We start from the raw sequence: 19792 nt of genomic DNA, 5'->3' as shown, positions 1-19792 counted from the left end.
TCCCACTTGCGATAGAGGGAGGCCGGGAAAGGGGCATCGAATGACATCCTTTATTGGCGGCCGCCCGTCCATCGTCGGCGATCGCGCGCCGATTTTCTGGACCGGCTGCCTCGCTATCGCGGTGGGAGTCGCGCTGCATCTGCCGATGTTCGCCGACAGCATCGCCATGGGCGGCCACATGTCCCACATGCCGATGGATCCGTGGATGGTCGTCGGCATGGCGCTGATCGGCATCGGCGCCCCGCTCGCCTGCTACGGCGCCTTGCCAAAGCACCGGAGCCGCCATTCCGCGACCGCCGGCACGCTGTACGAAGCGCCCGACAGCACGCCCTTCACCCGCAGCCATGCGGCCGTCCTGCTCGTCCTCTTCTTCGGCCTCGTCATCGACACGATGAAGCCCGCGACATTGGGCTTCGTCCTGCCCGGCATGGCGCGCGAATATGGCATCCCCCGCGCGACGGCCGCCTATCTGCCCTTCGTCGCGTTGATCGGCACTACGGTCGGCTCCTTCCTCTGGGGCTGGCTTGCCGACGTCTACGGGCGCCGCGTATCGATCCTGCTGTCGACCATCCTCTTCGTCGCCACCTCCATCTGCGGCGCCATGCCGGAATTCCGCTGGAACCTCGTCATGTGCTTCCTGATGGGTGCGTCGGCGGGCGGCATGATGCCGGTGGTCTACACGCTTCTCGCCGAAATCATGCCGCCGAAGAGCCGCTCCTGGGTGCTGGTCCTGATCGGCGGCACCGGCCTCGTCGGCGGCTATCTCGCCGCCAGCGCCGCCGCGAGCGTGCTGGAGCCGGGCCTCGGCTGGCGGAGCCTGTGGCTGCAGGGTTTCCCGACCGGCATCCTCCTCCTCGCCCTCGCCCGGTTCCTCCCGGAATCCCCCCGCTTCCTCGCCGAACAGGGCCGGGACGCGGAGCTGGAGGAAATGGCCCGCAAATACGGCATCGTCCGCCGCGAAGCCGTGGAGGCGCCCGTCGCTCCGGCCGAAATCGCGGGGCGCCATCGCGGCCTTACCACAGCCCTCGTCGTTGCGGCCCTATCCTGGAGCTTCGTCAATTTCGGCCTGCTCCTCTGGCTCCCCTCCGACCTTCAGGAACAGGGCTACAGCGCCGAGCTTGCCAGCCGCATCATTGCCAGCTCGGCCCTCCTCGCTCTCCCGACCATTGCCTTTGCGGCCTGGCTCTATAGCCGGTGGAGCAGCAAATGGACCTTGGTCGGCACCATCATCCTCACTCTTGCCGGGCTTGGCGGCGCACTGCTTCTTGACAGCACCCTTTCCTCGCGCTTCGTCATGATCCTGGTCATCGCCGTGCTGATCGTCGGCGTGAACGGCATGATCGCCGTGCTCCTCCCCTATGCCGCCGAAAATTACCCCTTGGGCAAGCGCGGCCGCGCCACAGGCCTCGTCGCGGGCAGCTCCAAGGTCGGGGGCGTCGCGGTGCAGGGCTTCGCGCTCGTCGGGCTCATCCCGACCCTGGGAGGAGCGGCGGCCACCCTCCTTCTCCCCATGGCGGCTTCCGCCGCCCTCGTCGCAATCGCCGGACGGGAAACGCGCGGCCGGAGCCTCCGGGAGCTGGAATCAAGCTAAGGCTCCACAGATCCCCCGGCTTCTCAACCTGTCATTGATCTTCAAACCCGTCATTCCAGCGAAAGCTGGAATCTCCTTTGTTTGATGGATGCGAGAAAAGTGAGATTCCAGCTTCCACTGGAATGACGGCTGAGAGGATGGCGGCAAGGTGAATATCGATCCGCTCAGAGCGCCCCGTTCCTTCCCAACAGATCGGCGTGGTAACGGTAGCGGAGGAAGATGACCCCGCTGACGAAGCCGTTCGATACGCTCTCACTCGCGCCGTCGCGGACGATCCGCCCCTTGTCGTGAAGGTAGCTCACTTCAGCCCCGACCACGAAGCGCGGAACCGGCGAATATTCGACCGCTGTCTGCGCCAATAGGCCCCGCGTCTTCCACCGGAACCGGTCGGCATCCAGACTCGTGCGATAGCCCGATAGCGTCAAAACCGTCCGTATCCTGTTCGGCCACGTGTTGGCGACCGAGGCGACAACCGCCTGCCCGCCCGTCAGCCGCATGTCCCCGTCCGCCAGCAAGGCGAAGTCGGATGGATATTCGGTGGCGTTGATATAGCCGAGCGCGCCCTTCGAAGCGCCCAGGTTGAACAGGATTTCGGTGCTCCCGATCCCGGTTTCGAACCAGCCCTCCACGCCCGCCAGCACCGCCCAGCCCGTCCCCTCGCCCCGCGCCGGGGCACAGCAGTCGAGATCGGCCTCGCCTTTGATCGGATGCACAGCCCCGGCGATCTGGATCGTACCCCAGTCCAGTCGCTTGCGCAGCATGGCGACCGGATCGATGCTCGTCTTGGTGCGATATTCGCCCCAGGCGAAATCCTCGACCCGGCGCGGCTCGCTATCCTCGAGCGACACGGTCAGATCTAGGTCACCGCCCAGCCCCGCCGTATAGGAAACGAGTGTCGTATTGATCTCCGACGCATAAGCGGTCGTGTAACTGAGGCTCGGCGTGAAGGTGAAGGCGGACGGCATATAGCCCGCCGTCAGTCCGCCCAGGCTGACCCCCGCGCGTTCGAGCAGCACCCGATGTCCCGTGCGTTCGAAGCGGCTGCGCGGCGCATCCTTTCGCCGGGGCGGCGTTTCGATCTGTCCCTTGACGCCCAGAGAAGCGAAGAGATCGCCGATATCCGTGCCCCGGATATAGTTGAGAAACAGGCGCCCTTCAAACAATGCGCGCGATGTCGGGCGCTCGCCGGGCAATGCGTCCGGGTAAAGAATGAGGTCCGGTCCAATCTCATCCCGCGCGGTTTCGGCGACGATGATGTCGCGCGTCGACCGGGCACGGTAATCGGCGCGCACGTCCGCCGTGAAGCCCAGGCATTCCGTCCCCTCCGCGAAGGCCTTGCGCGGCGCGAAAGGGCGCATGCAGGGGGTACGGGCAATATCGACGGGATGAGCCTGAACGGTGGCGTCCGGCCCTGTAGCTTGAATGCCGCCGCCGGTAGCTCCTGGAGGGAGGGGCTCGTTCGCTTCCGCCTCAGCCTCGGCTTCGGCTTCGGCTTCGGCTTCGGCTTCGGCTTCGGCTTCGGCTTCGGCTTCGGCTTCGGCTTCGGCAGCCTGATCCGTCCCGTCTTGCATCATGGCAAGAGCGGGTGTCGCGAGCGCAAGGGTCAGCAGACCGCCGCCTGCCAGAAACAGAGGCCGCCGATCAGGCATGGGCGGCCATCTGCCGCGCCGTCGGCGCTATCGCACCGGACGGCTCCTCGGCGTGCCGCTTGGCATAAGCCAGGCGCAGCCGCAGAAATTGGAGCCCTGCGAAAATCGCGATCAGCACGAACAGGCTGCCGATGGTGAGGCCGGGGGTCAGCAGGTCGGCGGGCGTCGCGTTGCCGTCGACCAGCTTTTGGAAAGCGTGAGAATCCATGAACCAGGCGATGACGCCCGCCTGCGCGCTCAAGGCCACGAGGATGAGGGCGAGGAGAAAGGCGAAATGCGCGATCGACCGCCATCGCGCCAGCCGTCCGGCGCCGCACAAGGTGTACCAGCCCTCGCGCAGGATGATCCAAAGGATGAGGAGAGCGTAAAAGAGGCCGCCGAGGCCGGTGCCGGGAAGTCCAACCATTTCAATGCCCTTTTTCGTAAACGAGGAGGGTCTTGCCGAGCACATATTCGCTCCAGACCGCGCACAGGATGAAGTAGGAATTGACCAGCCTGACGATCAGGAAGCAGGGTAGGCTGAGGAGCGCGCGTCCGAATTCGCGCCGTTGCCAGGCCTTGACCAGCACCGGGATGGCGACCGCGGGCAGATCGATGACATAAGCCACGGCCATCACCGGATGGACGATCAGCATCAGCAGCGGGATGAGGATGAGATAGGCGATTGAGGAAATGATCGCGTCCCAATAGCCGACCGCCAGGATTGAGCGCAGATAAGGCTGCGGCACCACCTCCCGCCAATGCAGGCGGACATTCTGGACGAAGCCGTGCGACCAGCGCCGCAACTGCTTGGACAGGAAATTGAAGTCGTGCGGCTCGATCGGATAGCAGAGCGCGTCGCCGACGAAGCGCACCTGGTGCCCGCGATGGTAGAGCGTCCAGGTGAGGTCCATGTCCTCCGCCATGGTGCGCGTCGACCATCCGCCGACGCTGCGCAGGATCGCGGTGCGATAGGCCGAGAAGCAGCCGGACGAGATGAGCGGCCGCCCCAGAAAATCCTGGATCGGCTTGTAGAAATTGAAGGCGAAGAGATATTCGATATAGCGCCCGCGCTCCCAGACCGACCGGACGTAGCGCGGCAGCACGAAGCCGCAGACGGCGGCGACGCCGGGTGGATTGAGCGCCGCGACCAACTTTTCCACTGCATCGGGCGCAAGTTCGGTATCGGCGTCGATCGCCATGCAATATTCGGTCGCGACGAACGGCATGGCGAAATTCTGCGCGCCCGCCTTCGATCCGGTATTCTTTGGCGGGGTGAGCACCGTGACGCCCAGCCGCCGCGCGACCGCTGCCGTGTCGTCCGTCGAACAATCGTCGACGACGATAATCTCGGCGACCGGATAGGTCTGGGCGCGTAGGCTCAGGACGGTTTCGGTGATGCTCTCCGCTTCGTCATAAGCGGGCACGATCGCGGTGATGCCGGGCATGGGCGCGGCGTCGGCGGGATCATGCGTGAATTGCGCCGGAAGCGTGGGGCGCGCCGCCGGCGCTTCGGAAATGATCTGCCGCTGGTCCAGCAGAAGCGCTGCCTCGACGGGCCGCCCCGGACTGCGGTTGATAAAATCCTCGGCCTCGATTGCCACCTGACACTCCTTCCAACGATGGAGAAACGATAGGGGAGGCATGAACGGGCGGTTTTGCGATTTCGCATTCAACCACCGATGCGCGTCGGGAAATATTTCCTATCCGCCTGTTTACACAGGGAAAAAGAAGTTACGTTTCCGGAATAAGTTTGTTTTTCAATGCCTTGTGGGAGGACAAGGATTACCCCTGCGGAACGTTTCCGGGGGCTTGTCGTTTTTTCCCTGCCAAAACCGAGGGTCGCGCCGGTCTCCCCCGCCGGGTTTTCGCCGCCCCGGTCGCACCAAGAGGGAGAAGCAACATGAAGAAGTCAGTAGTCGCATTATTCGCCGCCAGCGCCCTGTCGCTCGGCGCCTGCAGCACCACCGAATCTCAAGACGAAATGCTCGCCAGCGCGGGCACGGGCGCGGCAATCGGTGCTGCCGCCGGTGCGGGTGTCGGTGCGGTCGTCGGCGGCCTCAGCCCGATCGAAGGCGCGGCAATCGGCGCCGCCGTCGGCGGTCTGGCCGGCGCCATCTGGGCCGACCGTGACAATGACGGCCAGGCCGACGGCTATTATCAGAATGGTACCTATTATGAAGGCCGTCCGCCGGCATCCGCGACCCAGCCGGCTCCGGTCTATCAACAGCCCGCTCCGACCATGACCCAGGCCGGCGAACGCGGCTGATCGTCAGACAAAGACCGATGTATTCCCCAACTCAACGCGCTGGCCGGACCGCCCGGCCAGCGCGCCTCTTCCTGACCGCTGGCCTCGCCGCCGCTCTGGCATTCGGATCGTCCGGCGCCCAGGCACAGGCCGCCAGTCCGTCCGCGATCAGTACCGCCATCAAGGATGAAGGCGGCAAGAAGGATATCCGCGCCTTCTATAAGGCGCGCGACTATCGCCCGCTCTGGATTCGCGGCGGCGCGCTTCGTCCGGAAGCCGCGCAGCTGCTGGAAATCATCCGCAACGCCGATCTCGACGGCCTCGACCCCACCGATTACAAGCCGCGCGCGATCGCCAGTCTGATCGAAGACGCCCGCGGCGGATCGCCCGGCGCCCTCGCGGAGGCCGAAATCCGCCTGTCCCAGGCGCTGGCCGATTATGCCCGCGACGCCGCGCGTCCGGCCAGGGTCGACGTTCATTATGTCGACGCCAATCTGGCGCCGGTCCGCCCCAGCCGCCGCGACATCCTCGACGGCGCCGCCGCCGCGCCATCGCTCAAGGCCCATCTCGACACGATCGGGTGGATGCATCCGCTTTACGGCAAGCTCCGCGCCGCGCTCGCGCATGGCGGCCTCAACGGCGCGCAGCGCCGCGTCCTCCGCCTCAATCTGGAGCGCGCACGGGCCCTCCCGGCGCGGCAGGATCGCTACGTGCTCGTCGATGCCGCCGCTCAGCGCCTCTATCTCTATGAAAATGGCCGCGAGCGCGATTCGATGCGCGTCATCGTCGGCAAGGAAAGCCAGCAGACCCCGATGATGGCGGGCTATATCCGCTACACGATGGTCAATCCTTATTGGAACGTCCCGCCCGATCTCGTCGCGGAGCGGATCGCGCCGCACGTCCTGAGCGACGGCCTCTCCTATCTCGATTCGCGCGGCTATGAGATCCTGTCCGACTGGTCCGCAGCGCCGCGCGTCGTCGATCCCGCGACCATCGACTGGCGCGCGGTCTCGAACGGCGGGGTACAGCTCCGCGTGCGGCAGAAGCCGGGGCCCTACAATGCGATGGGGCGCATGAAGTTCATGTTCCCGAACGACCTCGGCGTCTATCTGCACGACACGCCGGACAAGGATATTTTCGGCAATAGCGACCGCCGCGCCAGCGCCGGCTGCGTGCGGCTGGAGGATGCCCCGCGTCTCGCCCGCTGGCTGTTCGGCAAGCCCCTCACCGTTCCGCGCGGCGGCACGGAGCAGCAGGTGAACCTGCCACGGCCGGTGCCCGTCTACATCACTTACATGACGGCGGGCCCGGAAAAGGATCGCATCGCCTTCCGCAAGGATATTTACGGGCGGGACGGCGTCGCCATGGCGGGCGTGCCCGGGTCGGGCGTCAGGGCGCGTTAAGGCGGCTTCGACGGTTTCCAATTCCGTCCCCGCCCCCTAGATGGGATGCGTGAGCCGGGCCCGCGTCGTCATCCTCAATTCCGCCCTCGGCCCGCTCGATTATCGCGTGCCGGGCGGCATGGCGGTCGAGCCGGGCTCGATCGTCGTCGCGCCGCTGGGCCCGCGCCAGCTTGCCGGCGTGGTCTGGGAACCGGACCGGCTGGCCACCGAGGAAGTCGGCGACAACCGCCTCCGCCCGCTTCTCACCTGCTATGACGCCCCCCCGCTTAAGGGGCCGCTCCGCCGCCTGATCGAATGGACGGCCGATTATTATCTCGCCCCGCTCGCCTCGGTCCTCCGCATGGCGCTCGCGTCGATGAGCGCGCTCGAAGGCGCCCGCACCGTCACCGAATATCGCCCGACCGGCATCGTGCCCGATCGCCTGACCCCGCAGCGCGCCCAGGCGCTGGAGCGGATCGCCGGACGGCAAGGCCTGATCCGCGAACTCGCCCTCGCCGCCGACGTGTCGGACGGCGTGATCCGCGGCCTTGTCAAGGCGGGCGCGGTCGAGGCCGTGGAGGTCGACATCGACGCCCCCTTCCCGCTCCCCGATCCCGACCACGCGCCGCCCGCTCTCGAACCCCAGCAGCGCGACGCCGCCGCCCTGTTCGTCGATGCCGTCCGGGCGCGGGAATTCGCCCCCTTCCTCCTCGACGGCGTCACCGGCTCCGGCAAGACCGAGGTCTATTTCGAAGCCGTCGCCGAAGCGCTTCGCCAAGGCCGCCAGACCCTCGTCCTCCTCCCCGAAATCGCGCTCACCGAACCCTTCCTGAAGCGCTTCGCCGCACGGTTCGGAGTCGAGCCCGTCGCCTGGCATTCGGGCCTCCGCCAATCCCAGCGCCGCCGGGCCTGGCGGGCCATCTCAACGGGTCAGGCGAAGGTGGTGGTCGGCGCCCGCTCCGCCCTCTTCCTTCCTTATGCCGATCTCGGCCTCATCGTCGTCGACGAGGCGCATGAGGTGAGCTTCAAGCAGGAAGACGGCGTCCAATATCACGCCCGCGACGTCGCGGTGATGCGCGCCAAGCTCGAAGCCATCCCCATCGTCCTCGCCTCCGCCACCCCCGCCATCGAGACCCGCCAGATGGCCGAGATCGGCGTCTACAAGGAAGTGAAGCTGGAAGGCCGCTACGGCGCCGCCGAAATGCCGCAGATCGAGGCGATCGACCTCATCGCCGATCCTCCGATGCGCGGCCGCTGGCTCGCCCCCCGTCTTGTCCGCGAAATCGAGGACAATCTCGAAAAAGGCGAGCAGACCCTCCTCTTCCTCAACCGCCGTGGCTATGCGCCGCTCACCCTCTGCCGCACCTGCGGGCATCGCTTCCAATGCCCCAATTGCACCGCCTGGATGGTCGAGCACCGGCTGATGCACCGCCTCGCCTGCCACCATTGCGGCCACGTCATGCCCCCGCCGCGCCTCTGCCCCGAATGCCAGGAGGAGGACAGCCTCGTTGCCTGCGGTCCCGGAGTCGAGCGCATCGCGGATGAGGTCGCGGCCCTCTGGCCCGACGCCCGCACCGCCATCGTCACCTCCGACACCATCTGGTCGCCCGCCAAGGCCGCCGAATTCGTCAGCCGCATGGAGCGGGGCGAGATCGACATCGTCGTCGGCACCCAGCTCGTCACCAAGGGCTATCATTTCCCCAACCTCACTCTCGTCGGCGTGGTGGACGCGGATCTCGGCCTCCAGGGCGGCGATCTCCGCGCCGCGGAGCGCAGCTTCCAGCAGATCATGCAGGTGTCAGGCCGCGCGGGACGCGGCGAGAAGCCGGGCCGCGTCTTCGTCCAGACCCACGAGCCCTTGGCGCCCGTCATCAGCGCTCTCGTCAGCGGCGACGTTGAAGGCTTCTACGCCGCCGAAACCGACGCGCGGCGCAGTGCCGCCATGCCGCCATTCGGCCGTCTCGCGGGCATCATCGTTTCCTCGGAGGATTTAAGCGAGGCCACCGAAACCGCCCGCCTCATCGGCAAGACCGCGCCCCACGTCGAAAACATGGCCGTCTTCGGCCCCGCCCCGGCACCGCTCGCCATGCTGCGCGGGCGCCACCGCCAGCGTCTCCTCGTCCATGCCGCTCGCTCGCTCGACGTACAGGACATCATCCGGGATTGGCTCGGCAAGATCGATTGGCCGCGCGGCGTGCGCGTCGCCGTGGATGTCGACCCCTACAGCTTTCTCTAATCCGCAGGAGCACGATGATGCTCACTGCCCGTTCGTCGCGCCCGTGCCCGTCGCATCGCTGTCGGCGGACGGCAGCGGCCGTTCGGTGTTCGTGCTCTCATCCACCGCATAACCGCAGCTCCGCACCGTCATGACGAGGATCACGAGAATGAAGATCGCGCCAACGATCCAGGCGAAGGTGTTGCGATGCCCCCCGGCCCGGTCGCCTGTTGTGCCGCCCGCATTCCGGCCCGGGGAAACGGGCCCATCCCCTGCCGCTTCCCACCGCTCGCGCGCAGTGGCGGCGGTCACGTTCAGGTGCACATGCTCGTCGACGCGCTCGATCCACTGGGCGGGGATATAATAATGACCGGCAGGCGCGGCCGTGGAATGCAGCCGCAGGCGGTTCTCCTCGATGGAATCCACCCGCCCGATCATCCCGCCGTCGGAGCCCAGAACCTGAAGCCCGTCCCTGACACCGTGCATCCCGACCATCTGCCTCTCCCTAAAGAGTGACGCCAGTGGCGCCCTTCGGCAGAAGCAATGTCCGGTCAGGACTATTGTTCCGGAGCCGCCCGGTCGATCCGTGCCACGAAACAGCCAGGCTTGGCGCTATGGACGTGAAGATAGGCGATATCCGGATCGGCGAACATGCGCTGGATCAGCGGCTCCAATTCAGAGCCTTCGATGCAATCGGCGTCCACCATCATGCCTTCTTCGTTAAAAGCGCGCACCGACAGCAATCTGACATAGAGCAAGGGCGGCACCTCATTCTCGAACACAGTTTCCGTGTTCGCCTTCTCGCGGGCAAAAACGGCATGGCGGGAGCGGAAGGGCGTCGCCGCGCCCTGATGCTCGTAATTAACGAGGATCAGCGTCTCGCCCGGTTCAGCGTCCCGCAGGGTAACACGGCAGGGAAATCCCGGCTTCTTGTCAGCGACCATACGAATGGCGCCCCGCTCCTTCAGTGCCGCCTCGTCGAGGCCGAAAAGCGGCTGAAAATCGGCGAGCGGCAAACCGCTGATCCGATAGCCCGTCATTGTCCCTTCTCCTTTTGCAGCAGCTTCACCTTGCGCTCCAGTCCGTAAGCATAACCGCCAAGCGTCCCGTCGCCGCGCTTGGCGCGATGGCAGGGGATGAGAATGGCGATCTGATTGGCGCCACAGGCGGTTCCGGCCGCGCGCACGGCCTTGGGATTGCCCGCCCGTGCAGCAAGCGCCGCATAGCTTAGCGTCTCGCCCGGCGGGATGCGGGACAGCTCGCGCCACACCGCCTCCTGAAAGGCGGTGCCGCGCACGTCGAGGGGCAAATCGTGCGGCTTTTCCGGCGCGTTCACCGCCGCGACGGCGCGTTCCGCCAAAGCGGCCATCGCCGCCCCACCCTCTTCGATTGCCGCATAGGGAAAGCGGGCGCGGAGTGCGGTTTCATCTTCATCGAAGGACAGGCGGCAGATGCCTTTGTCCGTCGCGGCGAGGAACATGGTCCCGAGCGCCGTTTCCGCCGTGGCCCAGCGGATCGTCTCGCCCTTTCCGCCATTCCGCCATGCCGAAGGATTCATCCCCAGCCTCTCCTTCGCTTCCGCATAGAAACGCGACGATCCCGAATAGCCCGCCGCATAGATCGCGTCGGTCACGCTCGCGCTGCCACCGAGCGCCTCCTTGAGCCGCCCGGCCCGCAGAGCACGGGCATAAGCGGCGGGCGTGATTCCCGTCGCGCGCTTGAAGATGCGGTGCAGGTGAAAGGGCGAATAGCCGGTCGCCTCGGCAAGGCCGTCGAGCGACAGCGCGTCTTCCGATTCCGCCAGCATGCGATAGCAAAGCGCCAGCGCCGCTTCGTCCCGGCCGACCTCGTCGGGCTTGCAGCGCAGGCAAGGACGCAGGCCGGTCGCAGCCGCATCGGGGCCGTTTGCAAAGAAGCGCACATTCTCCCGCTTGGGATGCCGCGCCGCGCAGGAGGGACGGCAATAAATACCGGTAGTAAGCACGCCGGTCACAAACCGCCCGTCCATGCGGCGGTCGCGGGACAGGACGGCGCTCCAGGCTTCGTCGTCGGTGAGAGGTTTCGTGGACATACGGGTTATTTAGGCGCTCCAGATCACCGCCGCATCCCGAACTTTGTGGTCAAACATTTTGCTACCCCACGATCAGAAAGCCCTCCCCCTTGATGGGGGAGGGTTGGGTGGGGGTGATGTCTCCGGAAACATACCGCCCTACGTCATAGATCACCCCCACCCTGCCTCCCCCATCAAGGGGGACGGGTCATCCGGCGCCAACTCACTCCAACACCCCGGTTGCATCCCTCCCACCCTCCTGCTAGGGGCCCGGCAACCCGATGAGAGGTGTGTGTCGAGACCCGTGAGGCAATGCTCCACGGAGCCCGTCCCATAACCTCTCTTTCGCATGGAAATCCGTTTCTGGGAGTGACAGGGCGCGTGGAGAATTCCGGCGGCATTCAGGCAAGTCTCGCAGGGCGCTACGCAACGGCGCTGTTCGAGCTCGCCCGCGATGAAAAGAAGATTGAGGCGGTTCAGACCAGCCTGTCGGCCCTGAAGGCCGCGCTCGCCGAATCGGCCGAGTTCAAGGCGCTGACCGTCAGCCCCCTGGTCGGCCGCGACGAAGCCGTGAAGGCGGTAGCCGCCGTGGCTGCTTCGATGAAGCTCGATCCGATGACGGGCAATCTCCTCGGCGTCCTTGCCCAGAATCGCCGCCTGGCTCAGCTCGGCAACGTCATACGCGCGTTCAACCAGCTTGCCGCCGCCCATCGCGGCGAAACCACCGCCGAAGTCACTTCGGCCCACGCGCTGACCGACGATCAGGTGACAGCGCTGAAACAGAATCTCCGTGCCCGTATGGGCCGCGACATTGCCGTCGACTTGAATGTCGATCCGTCGATCCTCGGCGGGCTCGTCGTCAAGATCGGCAGCCAGATGATCGACGGTTCGATCAAGACGAAGCTCAACTCCCTCGCGCATGCGATGAAAGGCTGAAAATGGATATCCGCGCCGCAGAAATCTCCAAGGTCATCAAGGACCAGATCGCCAGCTTCGGCACCGAAGCGCAGGTTTCCGAAGTCGGAACCGTGCTGTCGGTCGGCGACGGCATCGCCCGCATCCACGGCCTCGACAATGTCCAGGCCGGCGAAATGATCGAATTCGCCAACGGCACCAAGGGCATGGCCCTGAACCTCGAAGCCGACAATGTCGGCGCCGTGATCTTCGGCTCGGACTCCGAGATCAAGGAAGGCGACACCGTAAAGCGCACCGGCACCATCGTCGACGTGCCCGTCGGCCGTGGCCTGCTCGGCCGCGTGGTCGACGGCCTCGGCAACCCGATCGACGGCAAGGGCCCGATCGTCGCCGAAAAGCGCATGCGCGTCGAAGTGAAGGCCCCCGGCATCATCCCGCGAAAGTCGGTGCATGAGCCGATGCAGACCGGCCTCAAGGCCCTCGACGCCCTCGTCCCCGTCGGACGCGGTCAGCGCGAGCTGATCATCGGCGACCGTCAGACCGGCAAGACCGCCGTCGCGCTCGACACGTTCATCAACCAGAAGGCCGCGCATCAGGGCAGCGACGACAGCCAGAAGCTCTTCTGCATCTACGTCGCCGTCGGCCAGAAGCGTTCGACCGTCGCGCAGATCGTCCGCGCGCTCGAAGAGAACGGCGCGATGGAATATTCGATCGTCGTCGCCGCCACCGCTTCGGAACCGGCTCCGCTCCAGTTCCTCGCGCCCTACACCGGCTGCACGATGGGCGAATATTTCCGCGACAACGGCATGCACGCCGTGATCGTCTATGACGACCTTTCGAAGCAGGCCGTCGCCTACCGCCAGATGTCGCTGCTGCTCCGCCGTCCACCGGGCCGCGAAGCCTATCCGGGCGACGTTTTCTATCTCCACAGCCGCCTTCTCGAGCGCGCCGCGAAGATGAACGACGCGAACGGCAACGGCTCGCTCACCGCGCTTCCGATCATCGAAACGCAGGCGGGCGACGTGTCGGCCTACATCCCGACCAACGTGATCTCGATCACCGACGGCCAGATCTTCCTCGAAACCGACCTTTTCTATCAGGGCATTCGCCCGGCGATTAACGTCGGTCTTTCGGTGAGCCGCGTCGGTTCGGCCGCGCAGACCAAGGCGATGAAGAAGGTCGCCGGTTCGATCAAGCTCGAGCTCGCCCAGTATCGCGAAATGGCCGCTTTCGCCCAGTTCGGCTCGGACCTCGACGCATCGACCCAGAAGCTCCTCAACCGCGGTGCGCGCCTGACGGAGCTGCTGAAGCAGCCGCAGTTCAATCCGATGCCGATGGAAGAGCAGGTCGTGTCGATCTTCGCCGGCGTGAACGGCTTCCTCGACAATGTGCCGGTTGCCGCCGTCACCCGCTTCGAGAGCGCCTTCATCAGCCACATGCGTTCGGAACATGCGGGCGTCCTCGCCGCGATCCGCGACAGCAAGGCGCTGGATGACGACACCAACGCGAAGTTGAAGTCGATCCTGACGGATTTCGTGAAGACGTTCGCATAAAACTCCATTGTGTTCCGGCGAAGGCCGGGACCCAGTCTGGACCCCGGCTTTCGCCGGGGCACAAGGAAGGGTAGAATGGCCTCTCTCAAGGCACTCAAAGGGCGGATCAGCTCGGTCAAATCGACCCAGAAGATCACCAAGGCGATGAAGATGGTCGCTGCGGCGAAGCTGCGCCGCGCGCAAGCCGCTGCCGAGGCCGGTCGTCCCTATGCGGAACGCCTCCAGGCGGTGATGGCGAGTCTTGCTTCCAAGGTCAGCGTCGGTCCGGAAGGCCCGAAGCTCCTGACCGGCACGGGCAAGGTCGACACCCATCTCCTGATCGTCTGCACGTCGGACCGCGGCCTCGCGGGCGCGTTCAACTCGAACATCGTCCGCGCGGCGCGCAAAAAGGCCGACGAACTGCAACGTCAAGGCAAAACGGTCTATTTCTACCTCGTCGGCCGCAAGGGACGCGCGGTGATCGCCCGCCTCTTCCCGAAGCAGATCGTTCATCAGTACGACACGAGCGCGATCAAATACGTCTCCTTCGCGGACGCTCAAGCGATCGCAGAGGAAGTGATCGAGCGTTACAATAGCGGCGGCTTCGATGTCGCGCACCTCTTCTACGCCCGCTTCCAGTCGGCCCTCGTACAAGAGCCGACCGAACAGCAGATCATACCGGTGCCGATGCCTGAAACAGCATCAGTTTCATCAACTTCGGGTGCCGACGCCGTCGTCGAATATGAGCCGGGCGAAGAGGAAATCCTCACCGATCTCCTCCCCCGCAACATCGCCGTGCAGATTTTCCGCGCGATGCTCGAAAATGCCGCGTCCGAACAGGGCAGCCGCATGACCGCGATGGACAATGCGACGCGCAATGCGGGCGACATGATCAACCGCCTGTCGATCCAGTATAACCGGACCCGCCAGGCCGCGATCACCACCGAACTCGTCGAAATCATCTCCGGCGCCGAAGCGCTCTAAGAATTTAAGAAGGCAAGGAAGCAAATCATGGCAACCGCCGCGAAGCAGACCACCAACAATGTCGGCCACATCAGCCAGGTCATCGGCGCCGTCGTCGACGTGACCTTCGACACCGGCCTCCCCGCCATCCTGTCGGCGCTCGAAACCACGGTCGACGGCAACCGCCTCGTCCTCGAAGTCGCGCAGCACCTCGGCGAGAACACCGTCCGCACCATCGCGATGGACTCGACGGACGGCCTCACCCGCGGTCAGACCGTGACCGACACCGGCTCGCAGATCCGCGTTCCCGTCGGCCCGAAGACGCTCGGCCGCATCATGAACGTCGTCGGCGAGCCGATCGACGAGCGCGGCCCGATCGGTTCGGACCTTTCGGCGCCCATCCACGCCGAAGCCCCACTCTTCATCGACCAGTCGACCGAAACGAGCATCCTCGTCACCGGCATCAAGGTCATCGACCTCCTCGCTCCCTATGCTAAGGGCGGCAAGATCGGGCTCTTTGGTGGCGCAGGCGTCGGAAAAACGGTGCTGATCCAGGAACTGATCAACAACATCGCGAAGGGCCATGGCGGCACCTCGGTGTTCGCGGGCGTCGGTGAACGCACCCGCGAAGGCAACGACCTTTATCACGAATTCCTCGACGCGGGCGTCATCGCCAAGGATTCGGACGGCAACGCCATTTCCGAAGGCTCCAAGGTCGCCCTCGTCTACGGCCAGATGAACGAGCCGCCGGGCGCCCGTGCGCGTGTCGCCCTCTCCGGCCTCACCATCGCGGAATATTTCCGCGACCAGGAAGGCCAGGACGTGCTCTTCTTCGTCGACAACATCTTCCGCTTCACCCAGGCGGGCGCGGAAGTGTCGGCGCTACTCGGTCGTATTCCGTCGGCCGTGGGCTACCAGCCGACCCTGTCGACCGACATGGGTCAGCTTCAGGAGCGCATCACTTCGACCAACAAAGGTTCGATCACCTCGGTGCAGGCCGTCTACGTTCCGGCCGACGACTTGACCGATCCGGCTCCGGCGACCTCCTTCGCCCACTTGGACGCGACGACCGTTTTGAACCGCGCGATCGCCGAGCTCGCCATCTTCCCGGCCGTCGACCCGCTGGATTCGAACAGCCGCGTTCTCGACCCGCGCGTCGTGGGCCAGGAGCATTACGAAACGGCTCGCGGCGTCCAGGCGATCCTGCAGAAGTACAAGGCGCTTCAGGACATCATCGCGATCCTCGGCATGGACGAGCTTTCCGAAGAAGATAAGCTCACCGTCAGCCGCGCCCGGAAGATCCAGCGCTTCCTGTCGCAGCCCTTCCACGTCGCCGAAGTCTTCACCGGGATTCCGGGTAAGTTCGTGGCGCTCGAAGACACGATCCGCAGCTTCAAGGCGGTCGTCGATGGCGAATATGATCACCTGCCGGAACAGGCCTTCTACATGGTCGGCGGCATCGACGAAGCCGTCGAAAAGGCCAAGAAGCTCGCCGCCGAGGCGTAACTAACTTCCCTCTCCCTGGACGGGAGAGGGTTGCGAAGACTTGGCAGCTTGCTGCCTAGTCGTAGCTGGGAGAGGGTGAAGGCGCCGGCGAATTACCTCATACGGTGTCACCCTCTCCAACTCCGCCTAAGCTCCTTCGTCGCTAAGGCTTCGTATCCTCTCCCGTCAAAGGGAGAGGGCCAGTGGGAACAAGAGAATGGCTGACCTTCACTTCGAACTCGTCACTCCCGAAAAGCTCGTTCGTTCGGACGACGTGCACATGGTCGTCGTGCCTGGCACGGACGGCGATTTCGGCGTGCTGGCCGGCCACGCGCCCTTCATGTCGACCATCCGCAACGGCGACCTCCTGATCCACCGTACTGCAGGCGGCGCCCCCGAACGCATCGCCATCGAAGGCGGCTTCGCGGAAGTGAACGACAAGGGCCTCACCGTCCTCGCCGAAAAGGCCAGCATCGAGGGCTGATGTCCTTCACAGCCTGTTTACCATTTTCGTCCACAAACGCGCCGACAGATTAGGAAGAGTGCGCTCGCGATGAATGCTTTTGGACGGCGTGGTGGAATGAATACGGCAGGGGCGCGCCCCTCCTTTGGCAATGCCAGCCCGATGAAGGGCGGCGCGCCGGTCCGGCCGCCCGAACCCGCCGCCGACCCATTTCCGGAAGCCGAAGCCGCTGCCATGCCGGTCGCCGACGACGCGGCGAATGCTCCCCAATCCGATGCTATGTCCCGCCTGGCGGATCGCGTCGCGGCCTCCGGCGAAGCTGGATCGTCAAAGGTCGCGGGCTTCGAAGCGTCGGTTCACAAGATCAAGGAACAGGTTCTTCCCCGCCTCCTCGAGCGCGTTGATCCCGAAGCGGCCTCGATGCTGTCGAAGGACGAGCTGGCCGAGGAATTCCGCCCGATCATCGGCGAGGTGCTGGCCGAGCTCAAGATCAACCTCAACCGCCGCGAACAATTTGCGCTGGAAAAGGTGCTGGTCGACGAGCTGCTCGGCCTCGGCCCCTTGGAAGAGTTGCTGAACGATCCCGAGATCAGCGACATCATGGTCAACGGCCCCCAGCAGACCTTCGTCGAAAAAAAGGGCAAGCTGCAGATCGCTCAGATCCAGTTTCGCGACGAAGAGCATCTGTTCCAGATCGCGCAACGCATCGTGAACAAGGTCGGCCGCCGTGTCGACCAGACGACGCCGCTCGCCGACGCCCGCCTCCCCGACGGCAGCCGCGTCAATGTGATCGTGCCGCCGCTTTCACTGCGCGGCACCGCCATCTCGATCCGTAAATTCTCCGAAAAGCCGATCACGCTCGACATGATGAAGGGCTATGGCTCGATGTCGGACAAGATGGCGACGGCCCTGAAGGTCGCGGGCGCGAGCCGCTTCAACATCGTCATTTCCGGCGGCACCGGCTCGGGCAAGACGACGATGCTCAATGCATTGTCGAAGATGATCGACCCGGGCGAGCGTGTCATCACCATCGAAGACGCGGCCGAACTCCGCCTGCAACAGCCCCACTGGCTGCCGCTCGAAACCCGCCCGCCGAATCTTGAGGGCCAAGGCGCGATCACCATCCGCGATCTCGTCGTCAACGCGCTGCGTATGCGTCCGGACCGCATCATCCTGGGCGAAATCCGCGGCCCCGAATGTTTCGACATGCTCGCGGCCATGAATACCGGCCACGACGGTTCCATGTGTACGCTCCACTCGAACAGCCCGCGCGAGGCGCTGGCGCGTATGGAAAACATGGTGATGATGTCGGACATCAAGGTGCCGAAGGAGGCGATCTCCCGCCAAATCGCGGATTCGGTCGATCTCATCGTTCAAGTGAAGCGCCTGCGCGATGGCTCTCGCCGGACCACCAACATCACTGAAGTGATCGGCATGGAAGGCGACGTGATCGTCACGCAGGAGCTGTTCAAGTTCGAATATCTGGACGAAACGCCGGACGGCAAGATTATCGGCGAATATCGCGCCATGGGCCTGCGCCCCTATACGCTCGAAAAGGCGAAGCAGTTCGGCTTCGACCAACCCTTCCTGGAGGCGTGTCTCTAACCGTCAGACGTGCATGGCATAAGCGAAGGCGAGAATCGCGACGAGCCCTGCCATGGCCTGAATGAAATTCCAGGGCATCCAGCCAACACTGTCGAGATTCTTGCGGCGCTGGCGGCGATGCTCGGCAAGGCCCGCACCGACCGCCAGCGTCAGCGCACTTGCCGAGGCTGTCCATAAGAAGTGTTGCGCCGTCATTCCCAATCCCGCATCAAGCCTTCCAGCATCCATTTAGGGAGGGTTTGAAGATGCGCCAATCCATTGTCCGGGGCTTTGCGCCCCTGTTTCTTCTTGCCGCCGGCACCGCGGGAGCCGCCATCGTCCAGCATGAAGGGCATGTCGCTCCGGTTCACGAGGCGCTGGCCAAGGCGGTCGCGGCGCCGACCCGCACGCCGGCCAATCTCGCGCGGGACCAATATCGCCACCCGGCCGAAACCCTTGCCTTTTTCGGCGTGAAGCCGTCGGACACGGTAGTGGAAATCTGGCCGGGCGGCGGCTGGTACACCGAAATCCTGGCACCTTATGTCGCGTCCGGCGGCGGCACGCTCTATACGGTCGCATCCGGCCGGGGCCTGAACGGCGTCAACCAGATGAAGCAGGCCAATCCGGCCCTTTACGGCGCGGTCAAGACGGCGGATTTTCCGGCCATGACCGCCGAGGCGCCGCGCGTTCCGGACGACACGGCGGACGCGGTGCTGACGTTCCGCAACGTTCACAACTGGCAGATGGGCGAGCGTCCGTTCGCCGCCGAAGCCTTTAGGCAGATGTTCGCCATGCTGAAATCCGGCGGCACGCTGGGCATCGTCGAACACCGCCTTCCGGAAAGCGCGGACAGCGCGCTCGAACGGACCAGCGGCTATACGAAGCTCTCGACAGTGCGCCGCTTGGCCGAGGAAGCGGGCTTCCGGTTCGTCGGGACATCGGAAGTGAACGCCAACCCGAAGGACAAGGCCGATCATCCGGGCGGCGTCTGGTCGCTGCCCCCCACTCTTCAGGGCGGCGAGACCGACCGCGACAAATATCTCGCGATCGGCGAAAGCGATCGCATGACGGTGAAATTCGTAAAGCCGTAATCGATACGGCAGGCGGCGCCGCAATGCCGGCGTCGCCTGCCGTCCCATCAACTCATCTTGTCGATCTTGGCCTGCAATGAAGCGAGTTGCGCCTTCAGTTCGGCCAACTCGGCTTTCGTCTCATCATCGGGTCTGGTCGGTTGAGGCTGCAGCTGCATGCCCCGCGCAGCGGCTTCGAACATCTCCATGTTGCGGCGCGCCATCTCCGCAAATGGGCTGCCGGAAAAGGCACCGGCCACCACGTCCTTGAACTGGCTTTGATTGCGCTGGAAGGCCTCCAGCGACGCCTCGAGATATTGCGGCACCATATTCTGCATGGAGCCGCCGTACATCGCGATGAGCTGACGCAGGAAGTTGACTGGCAACATGGTCGAACCCCGCGCTTCTTCGTCCATGATGATCTGGGTCAGCACGCTGCGAGTGATATCCTCGCCCGATTTGGCATCGATCACCTGAAACTCCCGCTTTTCCCGCACCATCGCCGCGAGATGATCGAGCGTGATATAGGACGAGCTGCTGGTATCGTAGAGACGCCGGTTCGCGTATTTTTTGATGATGATCAAATCGTCGTTGCTTGTTCTAGGCATAATTTCTCTCACCCGCCTTATTATATATCGACTTAAACAAGCAACGAACCTGTCGGGC

19 protein-coding genes are annotated in these 19792 nt (G+C 64.7%); 11 read left to right on the top strand and 8 right to left on the bottom strand.

Translation table 11 applies throughout. The annotated features are described in order from the left end of the window. Positions 1-40 precede the first annotated feature (40 nt). The gene (locus tag IC614_RS01135; RefSeq protein ID WP_226372681.1) at positions 41-1591 is read left to right on the top strand and encodes an MFS transporter; all 1551 of its coding nucleotides are present in this window, start codon (positions 41-43) and stop codon (positions 1589-1591) included. 164 nt (positions 1592-1755) lie between these two features. Here the strand turns inward: IC614_RS01135 and IC614_RS01130 are convergent, their stop codons facing one another. Genes IC614_RS01130 through IC614_RS01120 form a run of 3 tightly spaced genes read right to left on the bottom strand, consistent with a single transcriptional unit; the run spans position 1756 to position 4823 of the window. After that, complete coding sequence (locus IC614_RS01130; RefSeq protein WP_200971927.1) at positions 1756-3240, bottom strand: porin; 1485 nt, start codon at positions 3238-3240, stop codon at positions 1756-1758. Beyond that, the gene (locus IC614_RS01125) at positions 3233-3646 is read right to left on the bottom strand and encodes a hypothetical protein (RefSeq protein WP_200971926.1); all 414 of its coding nucleotides are present in this window, start codon (positions 3644-3646) and stop codon (positions 3233-3235) included. Before IC614_RS01125 ends, IC614_RS01130 begins: the two co-directional genes overlap by 8 nt. A gap of 1 nt (position 3647) precedes the next feature. Further along, on the bottom strand, positions 3648-4823 hold the full coding sequence (locus IC614_RS01120; RefSeq protein ID WP_200971925.1) for a glycosyltransferase family 2 protein: 1176 nt from the start codon (positions 4821-4823) through the stop codon (positions 3648-3650). Between the two features lie 299 nt (positions 4824-5122). Here IC614_RS01120 and IC614_RS01115 point away from each other — a divergent pair, with 299 nt between their 5' ends. The 3 genes from IC614_RS01115 to IC614_RS01105 are packed head-to-tail and all read left to right on the top strand — an operon-like array spanning position 5123 to position 9085. Beyond that, entirely contained in the window at positions 5123-5488 is a 366-nt protein-coding gene (locus IC614_RS01115; RefSeq protein ID WP_200971924.1) for a YMGG-like glycine zipper-containing protein, read from the top strand. A 17-nt stretch (positions 5489-5505) separates the two neighbouring features. Further along, positions 5506-6870, top strand: a complete 1365-nt coding sequence (locus IC614_RS01110) for a L,D-transpeptidase scaffold domain-containing protein (protein WP_200971923.1) — start codon at positions 5506-5508, stop codon at positions 6868-6870. Between the two features lie 49 nt (positions 6871-6919). Next, on the top strand, positions 6920-9085 hold the full coding sequence (locus tag IC614_RS01105; RefSeq protein WP_449697105.1) for a primosomal protein N': 2166 nt from the start codon (positions 6920-6922) through the stop codon (positions 9083-9085). A gap of 21 nt (positions 9086-9106) precedes the next feature. Here the strand turns inward: IC614_RS01105 and IC614_RS01100 are convergent, their stop codons facing one another. The 3 genes from IC614_RS01100 to ada all read right to left on the bottom strand — a co-directional run bounded on the left by IC614_RS01100 (position 9107) and on the right by ada (position 11135). After that, positions 9107-9559, bottom strand: coding sequence for a DUF2171 domain-containing protein (locus IC614_RS01100; protein ID WP_200971921.1), 453 nt, complete (start codon positions 9557-9559; stop codon positions 9107-9109). 62 nt (positions 9560-9621) lie between these two features. Beyond that, positions 9622-10104, bottom strand: coding sequence for a DUF1203 domain-containing protein (locus tag IC614_RS01095; RefSeq protein ID WP_200971920.1), 483 nt, complete (start codon positions 10102-10104; stop codon positions 9622-9624). Continuing rightward, entirely contained in the window at positions 10101-11135 is a 1035-nt protein-coding gene (ada, locus tag IC614_RS01090) for a bifunctional DNA-binding transcriptional regulator/O6-methylguanine-DNA methyltransferase Ada (RefSeq protein ID WP_200971919.1), read from the bottom strand. The genes IC614_RS01095 and ada overlap by 4 nt, the downstream gene beginning before the upstream one ends. A 360-nt stretch (positions 11136-11495) precedes the next feature. Between ada and IC614_RS01085 the strand changes: the two genes are divergently transcribed. The 6 genes from IC614_RS01085 (at position 11496) to IC614_RS01060 (ending at position 18077) form a co-directional block, all read left to right on the top strand. Next, entirely contained in the window at positions 11496-12050 is a 555-nt protein-coding gene (locus IC614_RS01085) for a F0F1 ATP synthase subunit delta (protein WP_200971918.1), read from the top strand. A 2-nt stretch (positions 12051-12052) separates the two neighbouring features. Further along, positions 12053-13582 carry a F0F1 ATP synthase subunit alpha gene (atpA, locus tag IC614_RS01080; RefSeq protein ID WP_200971917.1) on the top strand — a complete coding sequence of 510 codons (1530 nt, stop codon included), beginning with the start codon at positions 12053-12055 and terminating at the stop codon, positions 13580-13582. A gap of 75 nt (positions 13583-13657) precedes the next feature. Then, on the top strand, positions 13658-14545 hold the full coding sequence (locus IC614_RS01075) for a F0F1 ATP synthase subunit gamma (protein WP_200971916.1): 888 nt from the start codon (positions 13658-13660) through the stop codon (positions 14543-14545). A gap of 27 nt (positions 14546-14572) precedes the next feature. Beyond that, positions 14573-16030 carry a F0F1 ATP synthase subunit beta gene (gene atpD / locus IC614_RS01070; RefSeq protein ID WP_200971915.1) on the top strand — a complete coding sequence of 486 codons (1458 nt, stop codon included), beginning with the start codon at positions 14573-14575 and terminating at the stop codon, positions 16028-16030. Between the two features lie 196 nt (positions 16031-16226). Continuing rightward, positions 16227-16493: an ATP synthase F1 subunit epsilon gene (locus IC614_RS01065; protein WP_200971914.1), complete on the top strand. Its 267-nt coding sequence runs from the start codon at positions 16227-16229 to the stop codon at positions 16491-16493. Positions 16494-16562: 69 nt separating this feature from the next. Then, positions 16563-18077 carry a CpaF family protein gene (locus IC614_RS01060; RefSeq protein WP_200971913.1) on the top strand — a complete coding sequence of 505 codons (1515 nt, stop codon included), beginning with the start codon at positions 16563-16565 and terminating at the stop codon, positions 18075-18077. A 3-nt stretch (positions 18078-18080) separates the two neighbouring features. Here IC614_RS01060 and IC614_RS01055 read toward each other — a convergent pair whose 3' ends face one another. Beyond that, positions 18081-18272, bottom strand: coding sequence for a hypothetical protein (locus IC614_RS01055; RefSeq protein ID WP_200971912.1), 192 nt, complete (start codon positions 18270-18272; stop codon positions 18081-18083). 50 nt (positions 18273-18322) lie between these two features. Here IC614_RS01055 and IC614_RS01050 point away from each other — a divergent pair, with 50 nt between their 5' ends. Continuing rightward, entirely contained in the window at positions 18323-19147 is an 825-nt protein-coding gene (locus IC614_RS01050; RefSeq protein WP_200971911.1) for a class I SAM-dependent methyltransferase, read from the top strand. Between the two features lie 47 nt (positions 19148-19194). On the opposite strand, the gene phaR is transcribed toward IC614_RS01050, so the two are convergent. Further along, the gene (phaR, locus tag IC614_RS01045; RefSeq protein WP_200971910.1) at positions 19195-19734 is read right to left on the bottom strand and encodes a polyhydroxyalkanoate synthesis repressor PhaR; all 540 of its coding nucleotides are present in this window, start codon (positions 19732-19734) and stop codon (positions 19195-19197) included. Positions 19735-19792 lie beyond the last annotated feature (58 nt).

This window comes from Sphingosinicella flava (assembly GCF_016025255.1).
GTDB classification, from domain to species: domain Bacteria; phylum Pseudomonadota; class Alphaproteobacteria; order Sphingomonadales; family Sphingomonadaceae; genus Allosphingosinicella; species Allosphingosinicella flava.
Note: the sequence above shows the minus strand (reverse complement) of the source record. Positions and strands in the feature narration are given on the sequence as shown.